At 59.4% G+C, this 24,424-nt stretch carries 23 protein-coding genes and 1 pseudogene; 7 read left to right on the plus strand and 17 right to left on the minus strand.

Translation table 11 applies throughout. The features are described 5' to 3' along the window. Positions 1 to 36: 36 nt before the first annotated feature. The 10 genes and pseudogenes from ACYZUD_RS23720 to ACYZUD_RS23765 all read right to left on the minus strand — a co-directional run bounded on the left by ACYZUD_RS23720 (position 37) and on the right by ACYZUD_RS23765 (position 10,567). The gene (locus tag ACYZUD_RS23720; RefSeq protein ID WP_462020411.1) at positions 37 to 663 is read right to left on the minus strand and encodes an ABC-type transport auxiliary lipoprotein family protein; all 627 of its coding nucleotides are present in this window, start codon (positions 661 to 663) and stop codon (positions 37 to 39) included. Continuing rightward, a complete protein-coding gene (locus ACYZUD_RS23725; RefSeq protein ID WP_462020412.1) occupies positions 660 to 1,598 on the minus strand; it encodes an MlaD family protein in 939 nt (312 codons plus the stop codon). Before ACYZUD_RS23725 ends, ACYZUD_RS23720 begins: the two co-directional genes overlap by 4 nt. 1 nt (position 1,599) lies before the next feature. Beyond that, positions 1,600 to 2,403, minus strand: a complete 804-nt coding sequence (locus ACYZUD_RS23730) for an ABC transporter ATP-binding protein (RefSeq protein ID WP_462020413.1) — start codon at positions 2,401 to 2,403, stop codon at positions 1,600 to 1,602. Continuing rightward, the gene (locus ACYZUD_RS23735) at positions 2,400 to 3,548 is read right to left on the minus strand and encodes an ABC transporter permease (RefSeq protein ID WP_462020414.1); all 1,149 of its coding nucleotides are present in this window, start codon (positions 3,546 to 3,548) and stop codon (positions 2,400 to 2,402) included. Before ACYZUD_RS23735 ends, ACYZUD_RS23730 begins: the two co-directional genes overlap by 4 nt. Before the next feature lie 54 nt (positions 3,549 to 3,602). Continuing rightward, positions 3,603 to 4,631: a DUF5924 family protein gene (locus ACYZUD_RS23740; protein ID WP_462020415.1), complete on the minus strand. Its 1,029-nt coding sequence runs from the start codon at positions 4,629 to 4,631 to the stop codon at positions 3,603 to 3,605. 256 nt (positions 4,632 to 4,887) lie between these two features. Beyond that, positions 4,888 to 6,264, minus strand: coding sequence for a M16 family metallopeptidase (locus tag ACYZUD_RS23745; protein WP_462020416.1), 1,377 nt, complete (start codon positions 6,262 to 6,264; stop codon positions 4,888 to 4,890). A 166-nt stretch (positions 6,265 to 6,430) separates the two neighbouring features. Next, the gene (locus ACYZUD_RS23750; protein WP_462020417.1) at positions 6,431 to 8,089 is read right to left on the minus strand and encodes a Na/Pi cotransporter family protein; all 1,659 of its coding nucleotides are present in this window, start codon (positions 8,087 to 8,089) and stop codon (positions 6,431 to 6,433) included. A gap of 288 nt (positions 8,090 to 8,377) precedes the next feature. Next, on the minus strand, positions 8,378 to 9,031 hold the full coding sequence (locus ACYZUD_RS23755) for a hypothetical protein (RefSeq protein ID WP_462020418.1): 654 nt from the start codon (positions 9,029 to 9,031) through the stop codon (positions 8,378 to 8,380). After that, entirely contained in the window at positions 9,028 to 9,888 is an 861-nt protein-coding gene (locus ACYZUD_RS23760) for a DUF2515 family protein (RefSeq protein WP_462020419.1), read from the minus strand. Before ACYZUD_RS23760 ends, ACYZUD_RS23755 begins: the two co-directional genes overlap by 4 nt. Positions 9,889 to 10,089: 201 nt before the next feature. Further along, a pseudogene (locus tag ACYZUD_RS23765) lies at positions 10,090 to 10,567 on the minus strand (PAAR domain-containing protein). Between the two features lie 468 nt (positions 10,568 to 11,035). Between ACYZUD_RS23765 and ACYZUD_RS23770 the strand changes: the two are divergent. Next, positions 11,036 to 11,284, plus strand: coding sequence for a DUF6124 family protein (locus tag ACYZUD_RS23770; protein WP_462020420.1), 249 nt, complete (start codon positions 11,036 to 11,038; stop codon positions 11,282 to 11,284). A 73-nt stretch (positions 11,285 to 11,357) separates the two neighbouring features. On the opposite strand, the gene ACYZUD_RS23775 is transcribed toward ACYZUD_RS23770, so the two are convergent. Together ACYZUD_RS23775 and ACYZUD_RS23780 are read right to left on the minus strand one after the other, a co-directional pair. Next, entirely contained in the window at positions 11,358 to 12,125 is a 768-nt protein-coding gene (locus tag ACYZUD_RS23775) for a TerC family protein (protein ID WP_462020421.1), read from the minus strand. Positions 12,126 to 12,211: 86 nt separating this feature from the next. Further along, positions 12,212 to 13,519 carry a CitMHS family transporter gene (locus tag ACYZUD_RS23780; RefSeq protein WP_462020423.1) on the minus strand — a complete coding sequence of 436 codons (1,308 nt, stop codon included), beginning with the start codon at positions 13,517 to 13,519 and terminating at the stop codon, positions 12,212 to 12,214. 417 nt (positions 13,520 to 13,936) lie between these two features. Between ACYZUD_RS23780 and ACYZUD_RS23785 the strand changes: the two genes are divergently transcribed. Then, positions 13,937 to 14,338 carry a GFA family protein gene (locus tag ACYZUD_RS23785; protein ID WP_462020424.1) on the plus strand — a complete coding sequence of 134 codons (402 nt, stop codon included), beginning with the start codon at positions 13,937 to 13,939 and terminating at the stop codon, positions 14,336 to 14,338. Here the strand turns inward: ACYZUD_RS23785 and ACYZUD_RS23790 are convergent, their stop codons facing one another. Continuing rightward, positions 14,339 to 14,665, minus strand: coding sequence for a DOPA 4,5-dioxygenase family protein (locus ACYZUD_RS23790; RefSeq protein ID WP_462020425.1), 327 nt, complete (start codon positions 14,663 to 14,665; stop codon positions 14,339 to 14,341). 84 nt (positions 14,666 to 14,749) lie between these two features. On the opposite strand from ACYZUD_RS23790, the gene ACYZUD_RS23795 reads away from it, so the two are divergent. Beyond that, positions 14,750 to 15,415, plus strand: coding sequence for an NAD(P)-dependent oxidoreductase (locus ACYZUD_RS23795; protein ID WP_462020426.1), 666 nt, complete (start codon positions 14,750 to 14,752; stop codon positions 15,413 to 15,415). 82 nt (positions 15,416 to 15,497) lie between these two features. On the opposite strand, the gene ACYZUD_RS23800 is transcribed toward ACYZUD_RS23795, so the two are convergent. Beyond that, the gene (locus ACYZUD_RS23800) at positions 15,498 to 16,448 is read right to left on the minus strand and encodes a choline sulfate utilization transcriptional regulator (protein WP_462020427.1); all 951 of its coding nucleotides are present in this window, start codon (positions 16,446 to 16,448) and stop codon (positions 15,498 to 15,500) included. Positions 16,449 to 16,562: 114 nt separating this feature from the next. Here ACYZUD_RS23800 and betC point away from each other — a divergent pair, with 114 nt between their 5' ends. From betC to ACYZUD_RS23815, 3 genes are all read left to right on the plus strand, one after another. Next, positions 16,563 to 18,077: a choline-sulfatase gene (gene betC / locus ACYZUD_RS23805; protein ID WP_462020428.1), complete on the plus strand. Its 1,515-nt coding sequence runs from the start codon at positions 16,563 to 16,565 to the stop codon at positions 18,075 to 18,077. A 16-nt stretch (positions 18,078 to 18,093) separates the two neighbouring features. Beyond that, positions 18,094 to 19,014 carry a choline ABC transporter substrate-binding protein gene (gene choX / locus ACYZUD_RS23810; RefSeq protein ID WP_462020429.1) on the plus strand — a complete coding sequence of 307 codons (921 nt, stop codon included), beginning with the start codon at positions 18,094 to 18,096 and terminating at the stop codon, positions 19,012 to 19,014. A 162-nt stretch (positions 19,015 to 19,176) separates the two neighbouring features. After that, a complete protein-coding gene (locus tag ACYZUD_RS23815; protein WP_462020430.1) occupies positions 19,177 to 20,745 on the plus strand; it encodes a SulP family inorganic anion transporter in 1,569 nt (522 codons plus the stop codon). Positions 20,746 to 20,859: 114 nt separating this feature from the next. On the opposite strand, the gene aroE is transcribed toward ACYZUD_RS23815, so the two are convergent. Together aroE and hemF are read right to left on the minus strand one after the other, a co-directional pair. Further along, the gene (gene aroE / locus ACYZUD_RS23820) at positions 20,860 to 21,681 is read right to left on the minus strand and encodes a shikimate dehydrogenase (protein WP_462020431.1); all 822 of its coding nucleotides are present in this window, start codon (positions 21,679 to 21,681) and stop codon (positions 20,860 to 20,862) included. Between the two features lie 13 nt (positions 21,682 to 21,694). After that, positions 21,695 to 22,609, minus strand: a complete 915-nt coding sequence (gene hemF / locus ACYZUD_RS23825) for an oxygen-dependent coproporphyrinogen oxidase (protein WP_462020432.1) — start codon at positions 22,607 to 22,609, stop codon at positions 21,695 to 21,697. Between the two features lie 162 nt (positions 22,610 to 22,771). On the opposite strand from hemF, the gene ACYZUD_RS23830 reads away from it, so the two are divergent. Further along, the gene (locus ACYZUD_RS23830) at positions 22,772 to 23,749 is read left to right on the plus strand and encodes an NADPH:quinone reductase (RefSeq protein ID WP_462020433.1); all 978 of its coding nucleotides are present in this window, start codon (positions 22,772 to 22,774) and stop codon (positions 23,747 to 23,749) included. Positions 23,750 to 23,866: 117 nt separating this feature from the next. Here the strand turns inward: ACYZUD_RS23830 and ACYZUD_RS23835 are convergent, their stop codons facing one another. Beyond that, the gene (locus ACYZUD_RS23835) at positions 23,867 to 24,424 is read right to left on the minus strand and encodes an L-threonylcarbamoyladenylate synthase (RefSeq protein ID WP_462020434.1); all 558 of its coding nucleotides are present in this window, start codon (positions 24,422 to 24,424) and stop codon (positions 23,867 to 23,869) included.

Here is a 24,424-nt window from a genome sequence, read left to right on the forward strand (position 1 = left end):
GCAGGCTCGCTCCCACAAATGAGTATCGCCGTGGCTTCAGGGCCTCGGCGGCGGTGCGAGTGTCTGCCCTTGCTCAACCGCCCAACTCACCACTTGCGCCGTCAATTGATCGCCAGCCTGGCCAAACCCGGCCACCACCGCAGGCACCTTCACATCGCTTAGCGGCTGACGCACTTCAAAGCGTCGACTGGCGAGGATTCGCTGGTCATAACCGCGCACCAGCAACGCATCCAGCCGCACGACGACGCTCGCGCTCGTGCCTTGATATTCAGTCTGGAACGCTTGCAGATTCCCGCCCAACTCCAGATCCGCCTGGAAATTGCTATCGTCGGTACTCAACAGCGGCACTCGACCATCACGCTGGAAACCATCGAGCAGACGATTGCGCAGCAGCACCGGCGCCGGGTCGCTCCAGCGTGAAGCCGTGTAGCTGCTGATCAAATCACCCTGTGGGATCACCGCGATTTTCGAGCTGTTCAATGCCTCGCTGGCCTGAGGCTTGGTCAGGCGCAGCGACCAGCGCTGCGGCGCACCGTGGCTGGCCACAGCGCCGCTCTGAGCCGACGGCAACCGATAGACATCGGACGGCTCGGACTTGGGCAGGATCGAGCAGGAGCTGACCAAGGTGAAACTGGCGAGGAGGGCAACGTGACTCAGCTTCATGGCGTGAACTCCTTGTTCTTGTCATTGCCCAGCAAATAACCGCTGGGGTTGGCTTCCAGGCGCTGGGAAATAGCCCGCAACGACGTCAGGGTGTCGCGCAATTCACGCACCGCCGGGGCCAGGCCATTGAGGCCTTGCATGCCGCTGTTGAGCGAATCCTGGTTGTTGGTGAGTAATTTGTTGATGGTCGCGCTGCTTTGCTCCAACGACTTCATCGCCTGCTCGGCACTGCCGAACATCTGCTTGCCTTGATCGCTGAGCAGGCCGTTGGCATTGCGCATCAACGCAGCGGTTTGCTCCAGCGTCGCCGTTGCCTGCTTGCCGATGGCAGACAGTTGCTGCATGGCCTGGCGGATGTCGCCGCGCTGGTCGGCGATGGTGCCGGTGGTTTGCTCCAGATGTTCAAGGGTCTTGCTGATCCGTTCGACGTTTTCCGAGGAAAACATCTGATTGGCGTTGTGCATCAAGACGTTCACGCCGGCCATCAGGTCGTTGCTGTCGTTGAGCAACCGGGCGATGGGCGAGGGCGATGCAATGATCGTCGGTAAATTACCGTCCTTGCCCTTGAGCGTCGGGCTCTGCGGCGTGCCACCGCTGAGCTGGATGATCGAAGTCCCGGTGATCCCGGTCAGCGCCAGTTTGGCCTGAGTGTCTTCCTTGATCGGCGTATCGCCGCCCAGACGAATCCGCGCCAGCACCCGCCGCGGGTCTTTCGGGTCCAGGCGCAACGTCACCACGTCGCCGACCTTGATCCCGCTGTACTGCACGGCGCTGCCCTTGGACAGACCGCTGACCGCCTCGTTGAAGACGATCTCGTAATCCTTGAACTCGGTGTCGACGTTGGACTTGGCCAGCCACAGACCGAAGAGCAGGGCGCCTGCCACCACAATCACCGTGAACAGGCCGATCAATACATGATGGGCTCGGGTTTCCATGTCAGACCTCGTTGAGCTGTTTAGCGGCCGTCAGCGCCGCGCGGCCGCGAGGGCCATGGAAGTATTCGTGAATCCACGCATCGTCCGTTTCCGAGACGACATCAATGGCGTCCGCCACCAGCACTTTTTTCTGCGCCAGCACCGCCACCCGGTCGGTGATGGTGTAAAGCGTGTCGAGATCGTGGGTCACCAGAAAAACGCTCAGGCCCAACGCGTCGCGCAGGGTCAGAATCAGTTGATCGAAGGCTGCGGCGCCGATCGGATCGAGGCCGGCGGTGGGCTCGTCGAGAAACAGGATGTCCGGGTCCAGCGCCAGCGCCCGGGCCAGCGCAGCGCGCTTGATCATGCCGCCAGACAGCGAAGCGGGGTACTTGTCGGCCGCCGAGAGTGGTAACCCGGCCAACGCCAGTTTCACCGCCGCCAGATGCTCAGCGTCCTCACGGCTCAGGCCGGCGTGTTCGATCAGGGGCAGGGCAACGTTCTCGGTTACGGTCAGCGAAGAGAACAGGGCGCCTTTCTGGAACAGCACACCGAAGCGCCGTTCGATCATCGAGCGTTCATGTTCGGACAGCGTCGGCAGATTTTTGCCGAAGACCTTCACCACGCCTTCACTCGGCTGACGCAGGCCGACAATGCTGCGCAGCAGTACCGATTTGCCGCTGCCGGAACCGCCGACCACCGCGAGGATTTCGCCCTTGTACAAATCCAGGTCGAGGTTCTCGTGCACGCTCTGGCGGCCGAAACGATTGCACAGCCCACGGACTTCGATCACCGCCTCGGTGGGCGCTCGGGGTACTCGACTCACCAGCCCATCTCCATGAAAAACAGCGCGGCCACAGCGTCGAGCACGATCACCACGAAAATCGACTGGACCACACTCGACGTGGTGTGGGCGCCCACGGACTCGGCACTGCCGCTGACCTTGAAGCCTTCAAGGCAGCCGATCGCGGCGATGAGGAAGGCGAAAATCGGCGCTTTGACGATCCCCACCAGAAAGTGCTGAACACCGATGTCGGTTTGCAGCAACGACAGGAACATCGCCGGTGAGATATCCAGCGACACGGCGCACACCACGCCACCGCCGACAATCCCCGAGAGCATCGCCAGAAAGGTCAGCATCGGCAGCGCGACCAGCAGGGCCAATACACGCGGCACCACCAGCAACTCCATCGGGTCCAGGCCCAGCGTGCGGATGGCGTCGATTTCTTCGTTGGCCTTCATCGAGCCGATCTGCGCCGTGAACGCACTGGCGGTGCGACCGGCCATCAGGATCGCGGTCAGCAGCACGCCAAATTCGCGCAGGAAGGAGAACGCCACCAGGTCCACGGTAAAAATACTCGCGCCGAAACTCGCCAGCACTGTCGCCCCGAGGAACGCCACCACCGCGCCCACCAGAAAGGTCAGCAGGGCGACGATGGGGGCGGCGTCGAGGCCGGTCTGTTCGATGTGCGCCACCATCGGCGTGATGCGCCAGCGCCTGGGGCGAAACAGCCCGCGGGCGATGGTTTCCAGGATCAGGCCGACGAAACCCAGCAATTGCAGGGTGTCTTGCCAGACGGCGTCTACCGCGCGGCCGATGCGGGTCAGCAGTTGAATACCGACGCTGATTTCTGCTTCTTTGATCGGCACACAGAAGTCAGTCATCGAGCAATAAACGGTCTGTAACAAGGCACGATCAGCGCCGGACAACGTGCAGTCGGGATGTTCGGCGGACTTGCCGAGACGCTCCGAACCGAGCAATTCCACCAACAACGAGGCGCCGGCGGTGTCGAGTGCGCCTAAGCCGTTGAGATCGATGTGAGTACTGTCGTCGTACTGGCCGCGAAGCTTTTCGCTCAGGCCTTTGAGATCGGCGTAATGGGCGAGCGTCCAGTCACCCATGACCCGCAATTGTGCAGGGGTGTGCGAGGTGTCCAGTAAGGCATTGCCGGCCATTGTGTTGCTGGTCATAAGCTCCGTGCTTGTTCGGCTGTTACGCAGATCTACGTAATAACACGAACCGCATTACTTTTCTTTGGTCGGTGTGCTGTCCGTTATCTTGAAGCGCAGCACACCGATCAGTTGACCGTCCTCGGTCAGCACCCGGACCTGCCATTTGCCCGCGGGGTTGCCGGGGAAGTTTTGTTTGTGGGTCCAGGCCCGGTAGCCTTCCTTGCGTCCGCCGTGAATATCCAGGGCAATACGGTCGACTTCTTTACCGTTGAACTGCCAGACGTGATAAATCCGCTCGTCCAGACCGCGCGGAGCATTGATCGCGGTGTAGGCGTACAGACCGCCGCCACGAATTTGTTCGGCGCTGACTTCATCGAGGCTGGCGCCAGGGGTGCGGTCCTGCATTTGAGTGCTGATCGCCACGTCGGTCATCCACAGCGTTGCTGGCGGCACCCATGATCGCAGCACCCAACCGAGGGCGCCGATGCCCACCGTAATACTCAGAATCGCCAACGCGTTGCGTACGGTGCGGATCGGGAAGATCGAGGCCAGGCTCGGGAACGACAACAACACGGCAGTACCCAGCGCCAGCTTGAAACTCTGGGCGGTGGTCAGGTGCAGGATGACGGGCAGGGCGGTGAGCAGGGCCGCGAACAGCGTCAGCGTGTGCAACGCCAGGAACGCCCAGCGCCGTGGCGCCAGCCATTTGTAGTAGAGCGGGTCGATGATGGAAATCAGCGCCGCCATACTCAAAAGCCCGGTGAAGAACAACTGGCCACTGTTCCAGGTGGTGGTGATGAAAAAGAAGGGCAGGACGAAGAACAGGCTTTCCTGGTGGATCATCTGTGTTGCGTAACGCAGCAAAGGCTGGGGAATTTCGCGTTTGAAAATTCTGGTAAACAGCTTGGTGAGGCTGTTTTCCAGCATCAGCCAGATCCAGCTGATCAGCATGATGATGGTGATCCAGGTCGCCAGGCCTTGCTGACGATCGACCAGCATGAAGCTGCCGACCCCGGAAATGAAACCGCCGAGCGCAATGACCCCTGGGTAGCGCTTCATCAATTCAAGGATGCGCTGTACGAATAAGGTCAGAGTAGGCATTTAGCGGTTCGCAATAGTCGTGGGAAAAATCCCCGACAGGGTACCGCCCGGTGGCCTGCGTGGCGAGGGGGCCGGTCACTTTGGCCAAATACAAAACCTGTGGCGAGGGGGCTTGCCCCCGTTGGGCTGCGAAGCAGCCCCTCGAACAGGCGCCTCTGTTTAACCAGCCACATCCCGTTCGCTGGTTTTACGACTGCTTCGCAGTCGAACGGGGGCAAGCCCCCTCACCACAAAAGCCCAACTGCCACAGGAATTTTCAGCGCCTGCGACGGACGCGCCAACCCAACAGCCCGAGCACAATCAGGCCAAACACCCCGGCAATCCCCCACATCACCTGGTCGTAACTCATCAGCGGCTTCTCTATCCGCAAGTACCCCGGCTGCATGAGCAGTTCACGCATGGCCTTGTTCGCCTCTGCCAGCGTCACCGCCTGCAGCTCCTTGGCCGGGTCGGCGAAACGTCCGTCCTCGTAGTCCCCAAGGGCACTCCAGTAATAATCGGCCAGCGCGCTGTTGCCTTGCACGGCCCAGGCCTGGCGGGCGATGGCAGCCTGCTTGAGGCGGTTGAAGGTGTCGGCATTCAAGCCGTCCCTGAGCAACCCGGCCTTCAAATCATCCAGTACCTGTTCGGCCTCGGGCACGTCATCGCGTTCGAGGTCCGCGTTAAGGCTCATGAAGCCAACGCCGCCAAACACCTCGCGCTCGGCCGAGGGGCCGTAGGACAAACCATGGGCCAGGCGCAATTGGCGGTAGAGCGCCCAGTCCAGGTAGTCCTTGAGCAGATCGAAGGTTTCGTCGTGCTGATCCTCCTGCACCGGCTCCGGCACCAGCCAGTGCAACTTGGCTCCTGCGCCGACGAAACCGTGACTCAGCGTGCGCTCATGGGCGGCACTGGCCTTGATTTCCGGCAGGGGCGGGTGATCGGTAGGATCGACCGCCTCAAGCGCGCCATACGACCGTTCCAGATAGGCCGGCAGCAAGCGTTCGAGGTCGCCGACCATGATCAGGGTCATGTTGTTGGGTGCGTACCAGGCCTTGCGCACCGCCTCCAACTGTTCGCGAGTCAGGTGATCGACCTCGGCCCGCTCGGAGCATTTGAGGCCCAGTTCCACCGCCAGCTGATTACTCGCCGTATGGCCCAGATCCTGACGATCCAGCCAGCGTTGCAGGTGCGAGTAATGGCCGCCGTCTTCGCGCTCGACCACTTGTTTGGCAGCATTGATGGCGTTGTCGTCGATTCGGGTCTGGGTCAGCAGCGCCAGCAGCAGGTCGAGCACCTTGCGCTGATTTTTCGCCGGGGCTTCGATGACGAACGTCGTGTCGGCACTGCTGGTGTAGGCGTTCCACTCGCCGCCCAGGGCCTGCATGCGTTCTTCCAGACCCCCTTCGCCGGTGGCGTCGATGCCGCTGAACAGCAAGTGTTCAAGCAAGTGCGGCAGCTCCTTGTCGGCGCAGCTGAAATCATCGATACCGACGCCAACCACCAGACGAATCGCCACATGCCCGCGCTCGGTGCCGGGCTTGAGCAGCAATTGCAGGCCGTTGGGCAGCGTATAACCCTCGACCTGAAAGCGATCCAGGGCAAACGAAGGGAATGATCCAAGCAACAGACAGGCGAACAGCAAAAAACGCATAGCTAGCTTCCAGGCAACCAGTCGGAGATCCGTGTCGTCAGTCAGGCCGCCTTCGCGAGCAGGCTCGCTCCCACAGTGGAATGCATTTCAAATGTGGGAGCGAGCCTGCTCGCGAAGAGGCCTTCAGGCTGAATCAATGTTACTGACTGACCACACTGCCAGACGTTCAAGGTGAATGAGTGATGTCAGCCAAATCATCGACGATAAGCGCGCCGGTGTCCGACGTTTCCAACACTACATAAGCGCTGCTGCAGAACAGCGAATTCAGACGCTTCATATCGGCGATCAGCTCCAGGTGCAGCGAACTGGTCTCGATACTCTGCACAATCTTACGTTGCAACCGGCTGACGTGAGCATGGGCCAGGCGGCGTTCCTGTGCGCGAAAGCGACGTTTCTCACGCAGTAACTGGCGGGCACTTTCCTTATCGGCACTGAGGAATACCGACAACCCCAGACGCAGGTTGGAAATCAACTGACTGTGCAACCCCGCCAACTCTTCCAGGCCGACCTCGGAAAATGACCGGCGCTGCGAGGTTTTCTGCTGCTGCACCTTGCGCAGCATGCGCTCGATAAGGTCGCTGGCGAGTTTGAGGTTGATCGCCAGTTCGATGATTTCCGCCCAACGCCGGCTGTCCTGTTCGCTGAGATCCTCCCGGGGCATTTGCGCCAGATACAACTTGATCGAGCTGTAGAGCGATTCCACATCATCAGTCAGGCGCCGCATTTCCTGGGTGACGGCGGTTTGCTTGCCGTGCAGCACATCGAGCATGGCTTCGAGCATGTTGTCGATCAGATCGCCGATGCGCAGGGTTTCCCGGGCGGCATTGGCCAGTGCCAGGCTGGGGGTGACCAAGGCCGTCGGATCAAGGTGCCGCGGTTTGGCGGTGCCATTGATTTCCGGCCGCTCCGGCAGCAACCAGGCACAGAGCCTGGCCATCGGCCCGACGCTCGGCAGCAGGATCAGGCAGCGGGTGGTGTTGTAGAGCAGGTGGAAGCCGATGACCATTTCCTGGGGACTGAAGTCGAGGCTGTCGATCCAGTGCACCAGCGGGTCGAGCACCGGAATGATCAGCAACAGGCCGATCAGTTTGTACAGCAGGCTTCCGAGCGCCACCTGACGGCCCGCGGCGTTCTGCATGCTGGTACTCATGAACGCAAGAATGCCGCTGCCGATGTTGGCGCCAATCACCAGGCCGATGGCCACCGGCAAGCTGATCACGCTGGCACCGGCCAGGGTCGCGGTCAGCAGGACGGCCGCCAGGCTGGAGTAGGAAACCATTGCGAACAGTGCGCCGACCAGGGCATCGAGCAGGATGTCGCCGGTCAGCGACGCAAAGATCACTTTGACCCCTTGGGCCTGGGTGATGGGCGCGGCCGCTTCAACGATCAGTTGCAGCGCCAGAATGATCAACCCCAGACCGATGGCCACCCGGCCCATCTGCCCGAGCCGCGTCTGTTTGCGCGACAGGAAGAAAATCACCCCGAGGAAGATCAACAGCGGCGACAGCCATGACAAGTCGAACGTCAGCACCCGCGCCATCAGCGCCGTACCGACATCCGCGCCGAGCATGGTCGCCAGGGCCGGGGTCAGTGCCATCAGGCCCTGACCGACAAAGGAGGTGACGAGCATGGCGGTGGCGTTGCTGCTCTGGACCATCGCCGTCACGACGATCCCCGAGATAAACGCCAGCCAGCGCCTGGACATGTTCTGGGCGATCACGTGGCGCAGGTTGGAACCGTAGACCCGCAAGATGCCGGTTCGGACGATGTGCGTGCCCCAGATCAACAAGGCCACGGCAGATAACAAATTGAGCAGGGTGAGCATAAGGGCCCCCTGTGGTGGTAGCGCCCCAAAGGGGCAAGTTGACGGTGCCGCGACGTTCTACGTTCTGTACTTAAGCTGTAGTTGGCTAACGGTCTGGGCGCCAGCATCGCATAGCTAAAGAAGTGTTTGAAATAAAACTGTCACAAAAACAGGTTGATGCGTCGATGAAAAAGGGTCCCGGAGGCTCGTTTCATGGATTGAAGCCACAGGTTATGGTGGCAAGAGCGTTTGAGCAAAGTTCAATCGCTGAAGAGATCCAACATTCTCGACGCCCCAAGAAATGAATCTTCATTTTCCGATGCGATCCCGGCCAACGCTGATATCAATCAGGTATTTTGCCGTTGTTGAATCACGCTCATCGCAGCGTGCATAACACTTAATCAGAAGCAGCAAACTGTATTTCCCCGGCACGTACAGATCGATGCCGTCAGCCTGATCGAAAAGCTTTGCCTGTAGTTGTTCACGCTCTGCAACAGAGTCGAGTCTGAACCAATCGTTCTTCTCTTCGGGCTGAAGCTCCCCTCCTTGGTTTTTAAGGGTGTTCTGCAAGCCCTCCAACCGTTCCACTGCCTTTCCAAATGACATTGTTTCTGACATGGGCGACGTGGTCAGGGTTGCGACCTTCAGGCTTCCATAGGTAACCGCGCCAAAGACCGTAGGAGGAAGTTTGAACCCGTAAGCAGGATCATCAAACTCTATAACGGTCGGGCTGGTGATCCATGTAGAACTCGGATGAGGAGGGTCTTTAGCGTCGTTAGGATCACCAGGATAAATCGCCGTGTTGCCTTCGACTGGGAATGTCGAGTCTTTGATGACCTGCTCGTAGGGCTTTCCTATGTAGACGGATAAAGTCTGGGTGCTCCAACGGGAATACACCAAGCTACCTGCCACCAGAAGAGCGAAAAAAACCAAAATCAGCCAGCGTTGCGTTGAACCGATCACTGACGTACCCCATTTCCATTTGCGATATCTGTAATGGAGTTTTTTAGCTGACTTTTAGTGGTTGGATTCTTTAGCAGGTTGTTGAATTGTGCTGCGGCCCATAGGACGAACTCCATCCTTTGATTTTTATCCGCAAGATTGGCGAGCGGATTGCTGCTGAAAGAAACGCTCCGATTGTCTGGTACTCGGCACTGACTGGCCAACGTGAGTTGTATCCCCTCTGGAACGCCGGAAAGCAGACCTGTGACGACAGAAACAATATCTGAAGCATGTGTGCCACGAATGAGCGAGGCGAATTGCATGTCCTCATACATCGCGGGTTGCAGGATATTGATCTGCTCATGAGCAGCCATGGAGTTAACGCTGTCGGCAATTTCCCCAGCGTCGATTGCCTCAAAAGTCTCAAAAATTTCTTTATGGGCTACACCGAACGCTACGCTTTTTCCTATTAGCCACATCACATCCTTCGCTATTTCCCTTCGGCTTTTCAGGCATTTCTCCATTTCCTTGTATCCACGCACCATAAAAAAGCGATGCAGAGGATAAACATCCAGAAATAGCGCAGTGTTACCCAATGCAAGCATCTCGTACACGTAGTTCAATTGTTGTTGAACTAGTGAGCGAGAATTGTCGCCGAAGGTTATGTCAGCATTAGGAACCGGGTTCTCTGACCTGGCTTTGCCTACTTCCTCTTGAACTTTAGGATCGGTTCGGCTGAATTTGAACCCAAATCCCTCGAACACGGTTTCCGACGGTGCTTCGCGCAATTTGCGGTGCGCTTCTTTTTCTGCGGCGATGCCTTTTTGTAGCTTGGCAGCACACCTGCTTGGAAGCAAACACCGCCCGGTGCGACCCATTCTTCGGCTTCTTTCTGAAACCTGCGCCACAGGCAATTACAGGTCAACAACGGCACTTCGACGCGGGTTTTCGGGTTCGGGCCGCCCTTGGTGGTTTCGCGTTTGCAGGCGGGGAGTTCGCAGGTGCTGTCCCAGAGTTTTTTTCATGTCCAGGTCGTCTGGCGCGATGCATTGTCCGGTCATTTCATTCTTCCTTGAGGCTCAGACAGTCCAGCGGACTACGGCGAGGTCGGGCTGTAAGGTGGCGACGCTTTGGGTCATGCCCAGGGCGTTGGTCTGGCCTTTGACGATGCGGCCTTCAGCGGTTTCGATTTCGTAGTCTTGTTCGGCAATCGGTTCGCCATTGCCGGCGCTGACGGCTTTGAATTCGACCAGGGGCGGAATGAATGGCGCTGGGGTGTGAGTGCTGACGATGATGACGTTGCCGGAGCCGCCGATCACCACGCCGCCGTGGTTGGTGGTGCCATCAATGGTCATGGCGTTCAGGCCGTTGATGAATACAGTCGAAGAGAATCCACCGCTGAGGGCCTGACCGCAGGTGCATTTGTCGCTGACCCGAGCGGCGGCGAGACCGTTGAAAAAGACATCGGGTGAGCCGCTGGCAATCGGGTTGGTGCCGTGGCCGGGGAGGGGACAGGTGGTCGGGGTCCGTGAGGCGTGCAGCCGGTTTTCCAGACATATGCATTCCTTGGCTTTGTCGTTTGATGCCGGCGAGGGACGCTAACCACCCGAGCACTGTGCATCAACCTTTGGAAACAACTGTCGGCTAATTACTCAACTGCGCTGATGTGATTTACACGCTCTACGGCGCGTATTTAATGTCATTCAGAGTTACTTCTCGGAGGCTACAACGCCTTGCGTCGTTGCCTACGGTTACGCCAGAATCCGCCGGCTTGTGCGCCTTGACCCTGGACTCTATCGTTTCCCGGTCGCTGAAAACAGTGATCGGGTTTGGTAGCCCGGAGTTCTGGCGCATAGCCACTTTTTGCGGACGCTTCTTCAGGTCGCAGCTTTATGGTGGCCATGCGCAGGGTCCCTTCGGGGGCGCCGGTTCCAGTACTCCGGTCTACCAACCTGTGTATGGCCACCACCATTCGTTTGGTAGCGAGAGTGATGGCTCCTCAATAACAGTACTGGAGCTCTATCTATGTCCAAAGTCACACCCAATCCACCGCGCAAACCCAGCATCATCTTCCTCATCGACCCCAAGATCGATAACGAAACCCTGCTCGCTCACGCCTGCGAGTCGTTGGCGTCAGCCAGCGTCATGGCCAGTGATTTTGCCAGTTTTCTGGAAGGTCCTCAGCGCAGCACCCTGTTGGGCATTCAGCAGATCATCATGCTCGGGGAGTTGGCGGTGAATCGAGCGCTGGATAACCTCGATCCGCCGCAGTAAACACTGTTTCCCCATCCCCACAGATATGACAAAGGGGCCCGAGGGCCCCTTTGTGGGTTGCGCGGTATTCAGATTACTGACCCGGAATGTCCTTGCGCAGTTTCACAGGGTCCTGCTGTTTGCGTTTTTTCGCCATTGCGGTACGCATCTTGATGTTGAACGCTTCCACCGCCAGCGAGAACGCCATGGCGAAGTAGACGTAGCCTTTTGGCACGTGGACTTCGAAAGACTCGGCAATCAACACGGTACCGACCACCAGCAGGAACGACAGCGCCAGCATTTTCAGCGACGGGTGCTTGTCGATGAACTCGCTGATGGTGCCAGCCGCCAGCATCATCACCAGCACGGCAACGATGATCGCCGCGACCATGACAGGCACATGGGAAACCATACCCACGGCGGTGATCACCGAGTCCAGGGAGAATACAATATCGATAATCGCAATCTGGATGATGGTGTACAGGAAGCTGCCACCCTTGGCAGTCGGTTCGTCATGGGTTTCATCTTCGCCTTCCAGCGCGTGGTACATCTCTTGCGAGCTCTTCCACAGCAGGAACAGACCACCGAAGAACAGGATCAGGTCACGCCCGGAAATGCCCTGGCCGAACACTTCGAACAGGTCGGCGGTAAGGCGCATGACCCAGGTGATCGACAGCAGCAACAGAATCCGCGTGACCATGGCCAGCGCCAGGCCGAAAATCCGGGTGCGCGCCTGCATGTGCTTGGGCATGCGGCTGACCAGGATCGAAATCATGATGATGTTATCGATACCCAGGACGATTTCCAGGGCGGTCAGGGTAAAGAAGGCAACCCAGATTTCAGGGTTGGTCAGCCATTCCATGTGTATTCCTTTGAGGATGTGTTAAACCACGAAGGGCCCGGGCTTTAAACAGCAAAGCCTGGACCCGTTCATGGTGAGTCTTGGGCTTATAGAGTGCTGAACAGCGGAAAAATCCCCATCAGCAACGCGGCGACCAGTATGCACAGGCAAACCAGCACTGCCCACTTCAGGGTGAAGCGCTGGTGGTCACCGAATTCAATGCCGGCCAGGGCCACCAACAGGTAAGTCGATGGTACCAGCGGGCTCAGCAAGTGGACGGGCTGACCGACGATCGAGGCACGTGCCATTTCAACCGCGGTTATACCGTAATGACTGGCGGCTTCGGCAAGTACCGGTAACACGCCGTAATAAAATGCATCGTTGGACATGAAGAACGTGAACGGCATGCTCACCAGCGCCGTGATCACCGCCAGGTACGGGCCAAGGAAATCCGGGATAACCGCCAGCAGGCTTTTCGACATGGCGTCGACCATGCCGGTGCCCGACAGGATACCGGTGAAGATGCCCGCGGCAAAGATCAGCCCGACCACCGCCAGCACGCTACCGGCGTGGGCCGCGATGCGGTCCTTCTGCATTTGCAGGCAAGGATAGTTGACGATCATTGCAATACTGAACGCCACCATGAACAGCACCGGAAGCGGCAACAGGCCAGCGATCAGGGTGCACATCAGGCCCAGCGTCAGGAGGCCGTTGAACCAGATCAGCTTCGGACGACGGGCATCCGGAAACTGCGAAACGCTGATTTCGCTGTGGTCGATTTCGTCGCCCGCCAGGTGCAATTCACCCAGACGTGCGCGCTCACGTTTACCGTAGAAGTAGGCAATCGCCAGGATCCCCACCACACCCGCCAGCATCGCAGGAATCATCGGTACGAAGATGTCGGACGGGTCCACATGCAGCGCACTGGCCGCACGAGCGGTCGGGCCACCCCATGGCGTCATGTTCATCACGCCGCCAGCAAGGATAATCAGACCGGCCATGATCCGCGGGCTCATGCCGATGCGGCTGTAGAGCGGCAGCATGGCGGCCACGCAGATCATGTAAGTGGTCGCGCCGTCACCATCGAGGGAGACGACGAGCGCCAGTACGGCGGTGCCGACCGACACTTTCAGCGGGTCGCCCTTGACCAGTTTGAGGATCTTGCGCACGGCCGGGTCGAACAGGCCGGAGTCAATCATCAAGGCAAAGTAGAGAATGGCGAACATCAGCATCACACCGGTCGGCGCGAGCTTGGTGATGCCTTCGAGCATCATCGGGCCGATCTTCGGCGCAAAACCACCGAACAGAGCGAACAGGATCGGGATGATGATCAGAGCGATCAGCGCGGACAGGCGCTTGGTCATGATCAGGAACATGAACGTGATGACCATGGCGAAGCCAAGGAAAGTCAGCATGGGAATACTCCAGGCGTGGCGCGGCTAGGGAATGGGCGAACCGGGTGGGGTCAGCGCAGAACGGGAAGCACTAGGCGTACGGGCGGAGTGGCGGCGAAGCGGCGGGTAGCAAAGGACATCAGGATCACCATTGTTGTTGTTAAATGGGCTGTGCGAGCGATAAAACACTGGCATTGGCCAACCGGTCTGTTGCCGGCAGTGGGGGCGATCCTAATCGGGGAAGCTTTCACTCAGCTTTCGCCAGTGAAAGCATTGACCGGATGTGCAACCGGTCGTCGGACCGGGGTAGGGCATAGACCGAGTTGACGCCTTCGCGAGCAGGCTCGCTCCCACAATGATCTGTGTCGTACACAACCCCCCTGTGGGAGCGAGCCTGCTCGCGAAGGCGTCAGTAAATACACATCAGGAGGGAAGGTCATGAGCGACATTCACACCGGTGGCTGTCATTGCGGGCAACTGCGCTATCAATTCAGCGGGCCGCTGCACGATATCGCCCACTGCCATTGTTCGATTTGCCGGCGAGTCAGCGGCGGGATCGTGACTACCTGGATCACCCTGCCCGCGTCGGCCTTTGAATGGCTGAAGGGAACACCCGCGCAGTACGACTCTTCTACAACATGTGTGCGGTATTTCTGCCCGCACTGTGGGGCGCAATTGGCGCTGGTGACACGCCTCAGTCCCGAGACCATCGACCTGACCATCGCCACCCTCGATCACCCCGAGCAGGCCCCGGCCGAGCGACATATCTGGACTGACAGCCGTCTACCGTGGCTGCACCTGGACGAGCACTTGCCCGGCGAGCCCGAAGAAACCCTCTGATCAAAAAATAGACAGATCCAGCGGCCGAATCGCCCCCATCCAGATGGCATGCTCGGTGTGGTCGAGCAAATCGTCACCGGTGTCCGGGTGCACGAACACCACCAGCCCTTTACGATTGAGCACCAACCACGGCAGCACATCGCCAATGAGTTGCGGCTCAAAGGCCAGTTGGCAACTCCAATCCGGGTGCGGACCCACCGGGCGTTCGTGCACGCGGCCCATCTTCAGCGGGAACCGTTGCGCCGCCTGCTCACACAAGGCCCGCGCCTGCGGGAGGGTGCTGGCGTTAAAATAGACATGGGCGTGGTAGCCCTTGATCGGTTGCATCTGAAGCCCTCTAAAACCCGGTCGAACCCTCACCGTTTCCCACAGGTCACACGCCATATACGTAGGAAAGTACGGAGCTCAGCCATGAAAAATGCCGAAACCCCAGTGGTAAAAGTGGTGCTTTATGGTGCCATGAGTAGCCTGGGCAGTGCGCTGATGGCTGAAATGCTGCGGCGCCAACATGAAGTGATCGCCATTCTCGATGACCTGACGGCGCTGGCGCCACGCCCGGGTTTGCGAGCCAAAGCCGGTGATCTTTTTGACCCTGAACGTGTGAAGCAAAGCGTAGCGGGCTGTTCGGTGGTTATTTGTCTGTTGGACGCACCGGGACTGCCGTTCAACAGCGAGCATGTGGAAAAAACCATCGTACCGGGGCCAGTCGAACAGGTGCTGGCGGTCGATGCCCTGATCGACGGCATGCAAGCCGCCGGCATTGCCCGGCTGTTTCTGGTGGGCGATTTCGAAGTGCTGGACGATCCGGAAATAGAGGATCGACTGCAACGCCACGCCGCCGAAGAAATCCGCGAGGCCTTGCAAAGCAGTGCGCTGCACTGGACGCTGGTGAATGCGCCACGTGGCGTGCCGGGGCTGACGATTGAGCATTTCAGCCACATCAGCAGCAGCCTTGAGCCGGGGTTGGCTGAACCGCTCGAACGCCTGAACCGAGTAGCGGTGGGGATAGCCGATGAACTGCACCTGAACCTGCACATTGGCGAGCACGTGAATTTCGTCGCGACTTCAGAGCCGTAAAAAGATCGCAGCCTTCGGCAGCTCCTACAGGAAAACGCATTCCAACGTAGCTGCCGGCCGCGTTCGGACGATCTTTTTGATTTCACACCGCAATCGAGGGCAAAGGCAGGCCATTCAACGATTGCGCACTGCTGGCCTGCTCGGCCATCAACCAATCCACAAATTGTTGAATCAACGTCCCACGCCGTTTTCGTTGGGGCAGGACCACGTAGTACCCCAGTCGTGAAATCACCGTTTCAACAATCGGTCGACACAACAAACCTTGCGCCAGCAAGTTATCCACAAGGTGCCGCCAGCCGATCGCCACACCCTGACCGCCAATCGCCGCTTGAATCAGCAAGGTGTAATTGTCGAAGCGCAGTTGCCCCGGCGCTGGCGCCGACGTAATCCCCAGCTCGCGAAACACGCCGCTCCAGTCGAACCAGTTGCTGCTGTTTTCACCGCGCAGGTGCAACAGCGGAAATTCCAGCAACGACTGGGCCGACAAGGGCAGGGGGCGATCCTTCAACAGCAGTGGACTGCACACCGGGAACACTTCTTCGCTGAACAGCCAATGGCTTTCACCCTGTTTGAATCGACCATCACCGAACAACACCGCCACGTCGATATCGGTACGCAGCATGTTGAGGCTGCGCTCACTGGTGACCAGGCTGACGTCCACTTGAGGATTGGCGGCATGGAAGCGATGCAGACGCGGCATCAACCAATACGCGGCGAAGGCAAAATCGGTGGCAACCTGCAGCACTTCATGTTGGTGCTGTGTGCTTATCGCGCTCAATCCTGCATCGATATTCTGCAAACCGAGCTGAACCTGCTCGAAAAGTATCGTCCCGGCCTCCGTCAATTCGATGCCGCGATAGATGCGATCGAACAGACGTGTCGCGAGCTGTTCCTCCAGCCGTTTGATCTGCTGACTGATCGCCGGTTGAGTGGTGCCAAGCTCCACCGCAGCGGCGGTAAAGCTGCGCTGGCGGGCCGCCGCTTCAAAGGCACGCAGCAAATCCAGAGACAAATCACCGAGGGCGTCATACATAAGCTGTGCTTATCCTAGTCATTGCTTGGCATGGGCTTTACCACAAAGTGCGTGGACTCCATGCTCGATCGCAGCACTCTCGCATAAATATTCACTATGGAATGCCGCGATCACATGAAGCGCAAGAATATTCTTTTCATCATGGCCGATCAGATGGCCGCGCCAATGTTGCCGTTCTACGGCCCTTCGCCTGTCAAACTACCGAATCTCAGCCGCCTCGCCGCCCAAGGCGTGGTGTTCGACGCCGCTTATTGCAACAGCCCATTGTGCGCGCCGTCGCGTTTTACCTTGGTCAGCGGTCAGTTGCCGAGCAAGATCGGCGCCTACGACAACGCGGCCGATTTCCCCGCCGATGTACCGACCTACGCCCACTACCTGCGTCGCCTCGGCTACCGCACCGCGCTGTCGGGCAAGATGCATTTCTGCGGCCCCGATCAGCTGCACGGTTACGAAGAACGCCTGACCAGCGACATTTACCCGGCCGACTACGGCTGGGCGGTGAACTGGGACGAACCGGACGTGCGTCCGACCTGGTATCACAACATGTCTTCAGTGCTGCAAGCCGGGCCGTGCGTGCGCACCAATCAGCTGGATTTCGATGAAGAGGTGGTGTTCAAGGCTCAGCAATACCTGTTCGATCACATCCGTGAGGACGGCGATCAGCCGTTCTGCCTGACCGTGTCGATGACTCACCCACACGACCCGTACACGATTCCCAAGGCTTTCTGGGATATGTACGACGACGCCGACATCCCGTTGCCCGCGACGCCGGCCCAGGGCGAACTTGATCCGCACTCCCAGCGTTTGCTCAAGGTCTACGACCTGTGGGACAAGCCGTTACCTGTGGATAAAATTCGCGACGCGCGCCGTGCGTACTTCGGTGCTTGCAGCTATATAGACAGTAACGTCGGCAAACTCCTGCAAACCCTAGAGGAAACAGGCCTGATCGACGACACCATCATCGTCTTCTCCGGTGACCACGGCGACATGCTCGGCGAGCGAGGGCTCTGGTACAAAATGCATTGGTATGAAATGGCCTCACGCGTACCGATGTTGATCAGTTCACCGGGACAGTTCGGGGCGGGCCGGGTCAGCGCGGCGGTGTCCACGGCCGACTTGCTGCCAACCTTCGTGGAACTGGCCGGTGGCTCACTGGAGCCGGGCTTGCCGCTGGATGGCCGCTCGCTGGTTTCGCACCTGCAAGGGCAGGGTGGTCATGACGAAGTCTTCGGCGAATACATGGCCGAAGGCACTATCAGCCCGCTGATGATGATTCGCCGCGGCGCCTACAAATTCATCTACAGCGAAGATGATCCCTGCCTGTTGTTCGACGTACACAACGACCCGCGTGAGCAGGAAGAGCTCAGTCAATCGCCGCAACATCAGCAGCTTTTCGCCGAATTTCTTGCTGAAGCACGCGCTAAATGGGATATCCCGGCGATCCATCAACAGGTGCTCGCGAGCCAGCGGCGTCGGCGGTTTGTCGCCGACGCACTGACCATCGGCAAGCTGAAGAGCTGGGATCACCAGCCGCTGGTGGACGCCAGTCAGCAGTACATGCGCAACCACATCGACCTCGACGATCTGGAGCGTAAAGCACGTTATCCACAACCCTGCCAAAACCAATAATGTTAAGGGGAATGCCATGCGTAGGTTATCCACAGTAGTGACGGTCGGGCTTCTGGCTCTGGGCAGCGCCTCGGCGTTTGCCGATCAAAGTTGCGAGACGGTGAAAATGGCCGACCCTGGCTGGAGCGACATTGCCGCAACCAACGCCATCACCGGGTTTCTGCTGGACGGCATGGGCTATAAGGCCAAAGTCGACACCCTCGCGGTGCCGATTACCTTTGGCGGGCTGAAGGATGGCCAGGTCGACGTGTTTCTGGGTAACTGGATGCCGGCGCAGCAGGGTTTCTATGACAAGTTCGTGGCCACCGGCGATGTCACTCAACTGGCGAAGAACCTCGACGGCACCGAATTCACACTCGCTGTTCCGGACTACGTCTGGGACGCGGGTGTGCATAACTTTGCCGACCTGAACAAATTCGCCGACAAGTTCGACAAGAAGATCTACGGCATCGGCTCCGGCGCCCCGGCGAATATCTCGCTGCAAGAGATCATCAAGAAGAATGACTTCGACATGGGCCAGTGGAAGCTGGTTGAGTCCAGTGAGCAGGCAATGCTGGCTGAAGTGTCCCGTGCCGTGAAGAAACAGAAGTTCGTGACCTTCCTCGGCTGGACGCCGCACCCGATGAACGTGCAGTTGAAAATGCACTACCTGAAGGGCGGCGAGAAGTACTTCGGCGACACCGGCAGCGTCCACACCCTGACCCGCAAAGGTTATGCACAGGCCTGTCCGAACGTCGGCAAGCTGCTCACCAACCTGAGTTTTACCCAGGAGATGGAGAACAGCATCATGTCCGAGGTGGTGAACAAGAAAGTCAGCAACACTGATGCGGCCAAGGCGTGGATAAAGGCTAATCCGGCGGTGCTGGATAAATGGCTGGATGGCGTGAAGACTGTGGATGGGAAGGATGCGTTGCCGGCGGTGAAAGCCAAACTCTAAACCCGTGTGGGAGCGACGGTGCGACCTGCTCGCGAAGGGGCCATCAGATCCGACATTTATGTCGACTGACACTCCGCATTCGCGAGCAGGCTCGCTCCCACAGTAGGAACGAACCGCATCTGTCCTGTTACCCTGCGCAAAACACCCCACCCGAGAGGACCCATGGCCTTCCCCAGCCGCCATTCACTCTTCCCTTTCCTGAGCTGGCTGCCCCGGCAGACCCGCGCCAGTGTTGGTCGTGACCTGATCGTCGGTCTGAGCGGCGCGATTCTCGCGTTACCGCAATCCATTGCCTACGCCCTGATCGCCGGCCTCCCACCCGAATACGGCTTGTACGCGGCGATCATTCCGGTGCTGATTGCCTGTCTCTGGGGTTCGTCGTGGCATCTGATCTGCGGTCCTACGGCCGCCATTTCCATCGTCCTGTACGCCAGCGTCAGTCCTCTGGCTGTCCCCGCGTCAGAAGACTACGTCACGTTGATCCTTTTACTGACGCTTCTCGCTGGCATTTTCCAGTGGCTGCTCGGTTTGCTGCGCTTCGGGGCTCTGGTGAATTTCGTCTCTCACTCGGTGGTGCTGGGGTTTACCCTCGGTGCGGCAGTGGTGATTGCCATTGGTCAAATGCCGAATCTGCTTGGGCTGGACTTGCCCAGCCAGGCAACGGCGCTGGACAGCTTTTTGATGGTGTTCAGGCATCTCGGCGAAGTCGATAAACCTTCGCTGGGGCTGGGGCTGGCGACAGTCGTGGTAGGCGTGATCCTGAAATGGCTGTTACCACGCTGGCCGACGCTATTGATTACGCTGGTCCTGGCCGGGTTGCTGGCCTGGCTCTGGACACCGATGTTCGGCCATGTGGAATTGGTCAACGCGTTTGTCGGGCGGCTGCCACCTTTCAGCCCGCTGCCACTGGATCTGGACCTGATTCTGCGCTTGCTGCCCAGCGCGGTAGCGGTCGGGATGCTCGGGTTGGTGACAAGCCTGTCGATTGCCCGCTCCTTGTCGGCCCGCTCGCAGCAACTGCTCGACGCCAATCAGGAAGTCCGCGCCCAGGGTTTATCGAACATGGTCGGTGCGTTTTTTTCCGGCTCGCTGTCAGCCGGTTCCTTCACCCGCTCGGGCCTGAGCTACGAAGCAGGCGCCTGCTCACCGCTGGCCGGGGTTTTTTCGGCGTTGTGGGTGGCGCTGTTCGCCGTCTTCGGCGCGAATCTGATCGCGCACATTCCGATCCCGGCCATGGCCGGCAGCATTCTGTTGATCGCCTGGGGGCTGGTGGACCATCGAGGCATTCGCGCCTTGTTGCGGGTCAGCCGCGCCGAGTTCCTGGTCATGGCGCTGACCTGTGTCGCCACGTTGCTGCTGGAGTTGCAGACGGCAATTTATGCCGGCGTACTGGCCTCGCTGTTCTTTTACCTCAAACGTACCTCGCAACCGCGGATCCAGCATTGGCGCGACGGCGATGAAGACATTCTGAGGGTGGGGGGGTCGATCTTTTTCGGCGCCAGCCATTATCTGCAAGTGCGCTTGCAACGCCTGCACGGCGCGCGCGTGGTGATCGAGGCGCAGCAGATCAACTTCATCGACTATTCAGGTGTGGAAATGCTGCACCAGGAAGCGCGGCGGTTGCTGAAACAGGATCGCAGCCTGACCTTGCGCCAGGCGCGGCCGCAGGTAGTGGAGGAGTTGAGGAAACTGGAAGGGGCGGAGAAATGCCCGATCCGGTTTGAGGACTGAAACAATGCCCCTGTAGGAGCGAGCTTGCTCGCGAAGGTCGTGAACGATAATGCGTAAACCCAGATGCCCAGCGGCGCTCGTGAGTTTTTCGCGAGCAAGCTCGCTCCTATAGGGTTATGCGGCGAGTTGACGACGAAGTTCGGCCAGCACCGGCGCCGTATCTGGCCGCACACCGCGCCACAGATAAAAGGCTTCCGCCGCCTGTTCGGCCAACATCCCCAAACCATCCATCGCCACTGCCGCGCCATGCTCAGTGGCCCAGCGACAGAACGAGGTCGGCTCCTTGCCGTACATCATGTCGTAGCACACCGTCTTGCCCGGTTCGATCAGGCTGCTGGCAATCGGCGGTACATCGCCTGTCAGGCTCGCAGACGTCGCGTTGATGATCAGGTCTACCGGCTCCCGTAACCAGTCGTAACTGCTGGCCGATACCGGCCCCAGGTCAGCGAATAATTCCGCCAGCAGTTCGGCTTTTTCCACCGTGCGGTTGGCGATGATCACTGAGGCAGGTTGCTCGGCCAGCAATGGCTCCAGCGCACCGCGCACCGCGCCGCCGGCACCGAGTAGCAGGATGCGTTTGCCCTTGAGGCTGAAACCCAGGTTGACCGTCAGGTCCCGCACCAGCCCGGCACCATCGGTGTTGTCGCCCAACAGACTGCCATCGGCCAGTTTGCTCAGGGTGTTCACCGCACCGGCCCGTTGCGCCCGCTCCGTCAGACTGTTCGCCAGGCGATAGGCGTCTTCCTTGAACGGCACCGTCACATTCGCGCCGCGACCTTCGCGGAAAAACGCCTGGGCGCAGCCGGAAAAGTCGTCGAGTGGCGCCAGCAATGTGCTGTAGTCCAGTTTTTGCGCCGTCTGCTCGGCGAACAGACGGTGGATCAGCGGCGACTTGCTGTGGCCAATCGGGTTACCGAATACGACATAACGGTCCATCAGGATTCCTCGTTCAGGCCTCGGCCAACCAATCGCGGTCTTGCAGGAAGTATTCGGTCAGCCGTGCCTCTTCGCTGCCCGGCTCGGCTTTCCAGTCGTAGCTCCAGCGTACTTGCGGCGGCAGGGACATGAGGATCGACTCGGTGCGCCCGCCCGATTGCAGCCCGAACAGCGTACCGCGGTCGTAGACCAGGTTGAATTCGACGTAACGGCCACGGCGGAACTCCTGGAATTCGCGCTGCTTGGCGGTGAACGCATCATTTTTGCGCCGCTGCACAATCGGCAGGTAGGCGTCGATGTACGCATCACCGATGGCGCGCATGAAGGCGAAGCTGGTGTCGAAATCCCACTCGTTCAAGTCATCGAAGAACAGGCCACCGATGCCCCGCGGCTCGTGGCGATGCTTGATGTGGAAGTAGCTGTCGCACCAGGCCTTGTAGCGCGAATAAACGTCGGGACCGAATGGCGCGCAGGCCTGCTCGGCGACGCGGTGCCAGTGCACACAGTCATCGATGTTGCCGTAGTAAGGGGTCAGGTCGAAGCCGCCGCCGAACCACCAGACCGGCTCTTCACCTTCTTTTTCAGCGATGAAAAAGCGCACATTGGCGTGGGAAGTCGGCACATGCGGGTTGTGCGGGTGAATCACCAGTGACACGCCCAGGGCTTCGAAGCCACGGCCGGCCAGTTCTGGCCGATGGGCGCTGGCGGACGGTGGGAGACCGCTGCCGAACACGTGGGAAAAGTTGACGCCGCCCTTTTCGATCACCGCGCCGTTTTCCATCACGCGGGTACGACCGCCACCACCGGCAGGCCGGCTCCAGGCATCTTCGACGAACTGCGTGCCGCCGTCTTCGGCTTCCAGGGCAGCACAAATGCGGTCTTGCAGGTCGAGCAGGTAGGCTTTTACGGCCTCGGTGCGGGTCGTCATGTCATCACCTTGAATCGGGCAAAACTACGCGGCGCTCCATGGGAGCGGGGCCGGCGCAAATGGGCGCGTAGCATAACATCGCAGGCGCACCCGCCGCAGTTGACGAAGATCAAGCTTAGGAGTCCGATAGGGGGCTTCGCAAAAGACCCAAGGAGAAGGCAGATGGCAAAGCGTATCCAGTTCCGTGCTCATGGCGGCCCCGAAGTACTCGAATATGTCGATTACCAGCCCGCCGAGCCCAGCCCGCAGCAAGTGCGCGTGACCAACAAGGCTGTTGGCCTGAACTTCATCGACACCTATTACCGTAGCGGCCTGTATCCGCCACCGGCCTTGCCATCGGGTCTCGGCTCGGAAGGCGCGGGCGTGGTCGAGGCGGTGGGCAGCGAAGTCACCCGGTTCAAGGTCGGCGATCGCGTGGCTTATGGCAGTGGCCCGTTGGGCGCCTACAGCGAAGTTCATGTATTGCCGGAGGCCAATCTGGTTCATCTGCCGGACGCCATCAGCTTCGAACAAGCTGCCGGTGTGATGCTCAAGGGCCTGACCGTGCAGTACCTGTTGCGTCAGACGTATGAACTCAAGGGTGGCGAAACCATCCTGTTTCACGCAGCCGCCGGTGGCGTTGGTTCCCTGGCCTGCCAATGGGCCAAGGCCTTGGGTGTGAAGTTGATCGGCACGGTCAGCTCGGCGGAGAAAGCTGCTTTGGCGAAGGCCAACGGCGCGTGGGCGACCATCGATTACAGCCATGAAAACGTCGCACAACGTGTGCTGGAATTGACTGACGGGAAAAAAGTCCCGGTGGTGTACGACGGCGTAGGAAAGGACACGTGGCTGACGTCGCTTGATAGCGTTTCTCCACGCGGCCTGGTGGTGAGTTTCGGCAATGCTTCTGGCGCGGTGGATGGGGTGAACCTGGGGATTTTATCGGCGAAAGGCTCGTTGTACGTGACCCGGCCGACACTCGCGACTTACGCCAACAACGCTGAAAACCTGCAACGCATGGCGGATGAGCTGTTCGAGATGATCATCAGTGGCAAGCTGAAGGTGGAGATCAGCCAGAAGTATCCATTGGCCGAAGCGGCGAAGGCGCAGACCGAGTTGTCGGCGCGGCGCACGACGGGTTCGACTGTTCTGTTGCCTTGAAGAACGCCATCGCGAGCAGGCTCGCTCCCACACGGGATCGTTGTCGAACACAAAATCTGTGTCCGCTGAAGATCTACTGTGGGAGCGAGCCTGCTCGCGATTGGCAGCGCTGCGGTCTCAATCCGGGCGCAAAACCTTGCCGGTCGCCAGATCTCGGATAACACTCGGATTCCTGCGCCCCCCGAGGTTGCCGCCCAGAATCAGATCCACCTGCCCCCGGAAATACTGCTCCACGCGAATCCGCGTCCGCGCCGCCGGCCGTCCTTGCGGATTAGCCGAGGTAGAAACCAGCGGCCCGACCAACGCACACAAATCCCGCACCTGCGGATGATCGCTGACCCGCAGCGCCACAGTCTCGTGTACGCCAGTGATCCACTGCGGCAACAGATTCTGGTGCGGCACCAGCCAGGTATTCGGCCCCGGCCAAGTGCTGGCCATGCGGTCCATCCACAGTTCCGGAAAGTCTTCGAACAGGAAGTCGAACTGGCGAATGTTGTCGGCCACCAGAATCAGGCCCTTTTCCACAGACCGGCCCTTGATCATCAACAGACGATACACCGCCTCTTCGTCCCACGGATCGCAACCCAGGCCCCAGACCGCTTCGGTTGGATAGGCAATCACTGCCCCTGCGCGAACGGCTTGTGCGGCTTGTTGCACACGCCAACTGTTGACCAT

The organism is Pseudomonas sp. XS1P51 (assembly GCF_054897845.1).

Excerpts from the sequence above, each read along its gene's own strand:
- ACYZUD_RS23770 (WP_462020420.1), top strand. The coding sequence starts at position 11,036 with ATGTCCAAAGTCACACCCAATCCACCGCGCAAACCCAGCATCATCTTC.
- ACYZUD_RS23735 (WP_462020414.1), bottom strand. The coding sequence starts at position 3,548 with ATGACCAGCAACACAATGGCCGGCAATGCCTTACTGGACACCTCGCAC.
- ACYZUD_RS23720 (WP_462020411.1), bottom strand. The coding sequence starts at position 663 with ATGAAGCTGAGTCACGTTGCCCTCCTCGCCAGTTTCACCTTGGTCAGC.
- betC (WP_462020428.1), top strand. The coding sequence starts at position 16,563 with ATGAAGCGCAAGAATATTCTTTTCATCATGGCCGATCAGATGGCCGCG.
- aroE (WP_462020431.1), bottom strand. The coding sequence starts at position 21,681 with ATGGACCGTTATGTCGTATTCGGTAACCCGATTGGCCACAGCAAGTCG.
- choX (WP_462020429.1), top strand. The coding sequence starts at position 18,094 with ATGCGTAGGTTATCCACAGTAGTGACGGTCGGGCTTCTGGCTCTGGGC.
- ACYZUD_RS23750 (WP_462020417.1), bottom strand. The coding sequence starts at position 8,089 with ATGCTCACCCTGCTCAATTTGTTATCTGCCGTGGCCTTGTTGATCTGG.
- ACYZUD_RS23835 (WP_462020434.1), bottom strand. The coding sequence starts at position 24,424 with ATGGTCAACAGTTGGCGTGTGCAACAAGCCGCACAAGCCGTTCGCGCA.
- ACYZUD_RS23740 (WP_462020415.1), bottom strand. The coding sequence starts at position 4,631 with ATGCCTACTCTGACCTTATTCGTACAGCGCATCCTTGAATTGATGAAG.
- ACYZUD_RS23725 (WP_462020412.1), bottom strand. The coding sequence starts at position 1,598 with ATGGAAACCCGAGCCCATCATGTATTGATCGGCCTGTTCACGGTGATT.
- ACYZUD_RS23815 (WP_462020430.1), top strand. The coding sequence starts at position 19,177 with ATGGCCTTCCCCAGCCGCCATTCACTCTTCCCTTTCCTGAGCTGGCTG.
- ACYZUD_RS23830 (WP_462020433.1), top strand. The coding sequence starts at position 22,772 with ATGGCAAAGCGTATCCAGTTCCGTGCTCATGGCGGCCCCGAAGTACTC.
- ACYZUD_RS23790 (WP_462020425.1), bottom strand. The coding sequence starts at position 14,665 with ATGCAACCGATCAAGGGCTACCACGCCCATGTCTATTTTAACGCCAGC.
- ACYZUD_RS23795 (WP_462020426.1), top strand. The coding sequence starts at position 14,750 with ATGAAAAATGCCGAAACCCCAGTGGTAAAAGTGGTGCTTTATGGTGCC.
- ACYZUD_RS23800 (WP_462020427.1), bottom strand. The coding sequence starts at position 16,448 with ATGTATGACGCCCTCGGTGATTTGTCTCTGGATTTGCTGCGTGCCTTT.
- ACYZUD_RS23775 (WP_462020421.1), bottom strand. The coding sequence starts at position 12,125 with ATGGAATGGCTGACCAACCCTGAAATCTGGGTTGCCTTCTTTACCCTG.
- ACYZUD_RS23785 (WP_462020424.1), top strand. The coding sequence starts at position 13,937 with ATGAGCGACATTCACACCGGTGGCTGTCATTGCGGGCAACTGCGCTAT.
- ACYZUD_RS23745 (WP_462020416.1), bottom strand. The coding sequence starts at position 6,264 with ATGCGTTTTTTGCTGTTCGCCTGTCTGTTGCTTGGATCATTCCCTTCG.
- ACYZUD_RS23760 (WP_462020419.1), bottom strand. The coding sequence starts at position 9,888 with ATGGGTCGCACCGGGCGGTGTTTGCTTCCAAGCAGGTGTGCTGCCAAG.
- ACYZUD_RS23780 (WP_462020423.1), bottom strand. The coding sequence starts at position 13,519 with ATGCTGACTTTCCTTGGCTTCGCCATGGTCATCACGTTCATGTTCCTG.
- hemF (WP_462020432.1), bottom strand. The coding sequence starts at position 22,609 with ATGACGACCCGCACCGAGGCCGTAAAAGCCTACCTGCTCGACCTGCAA.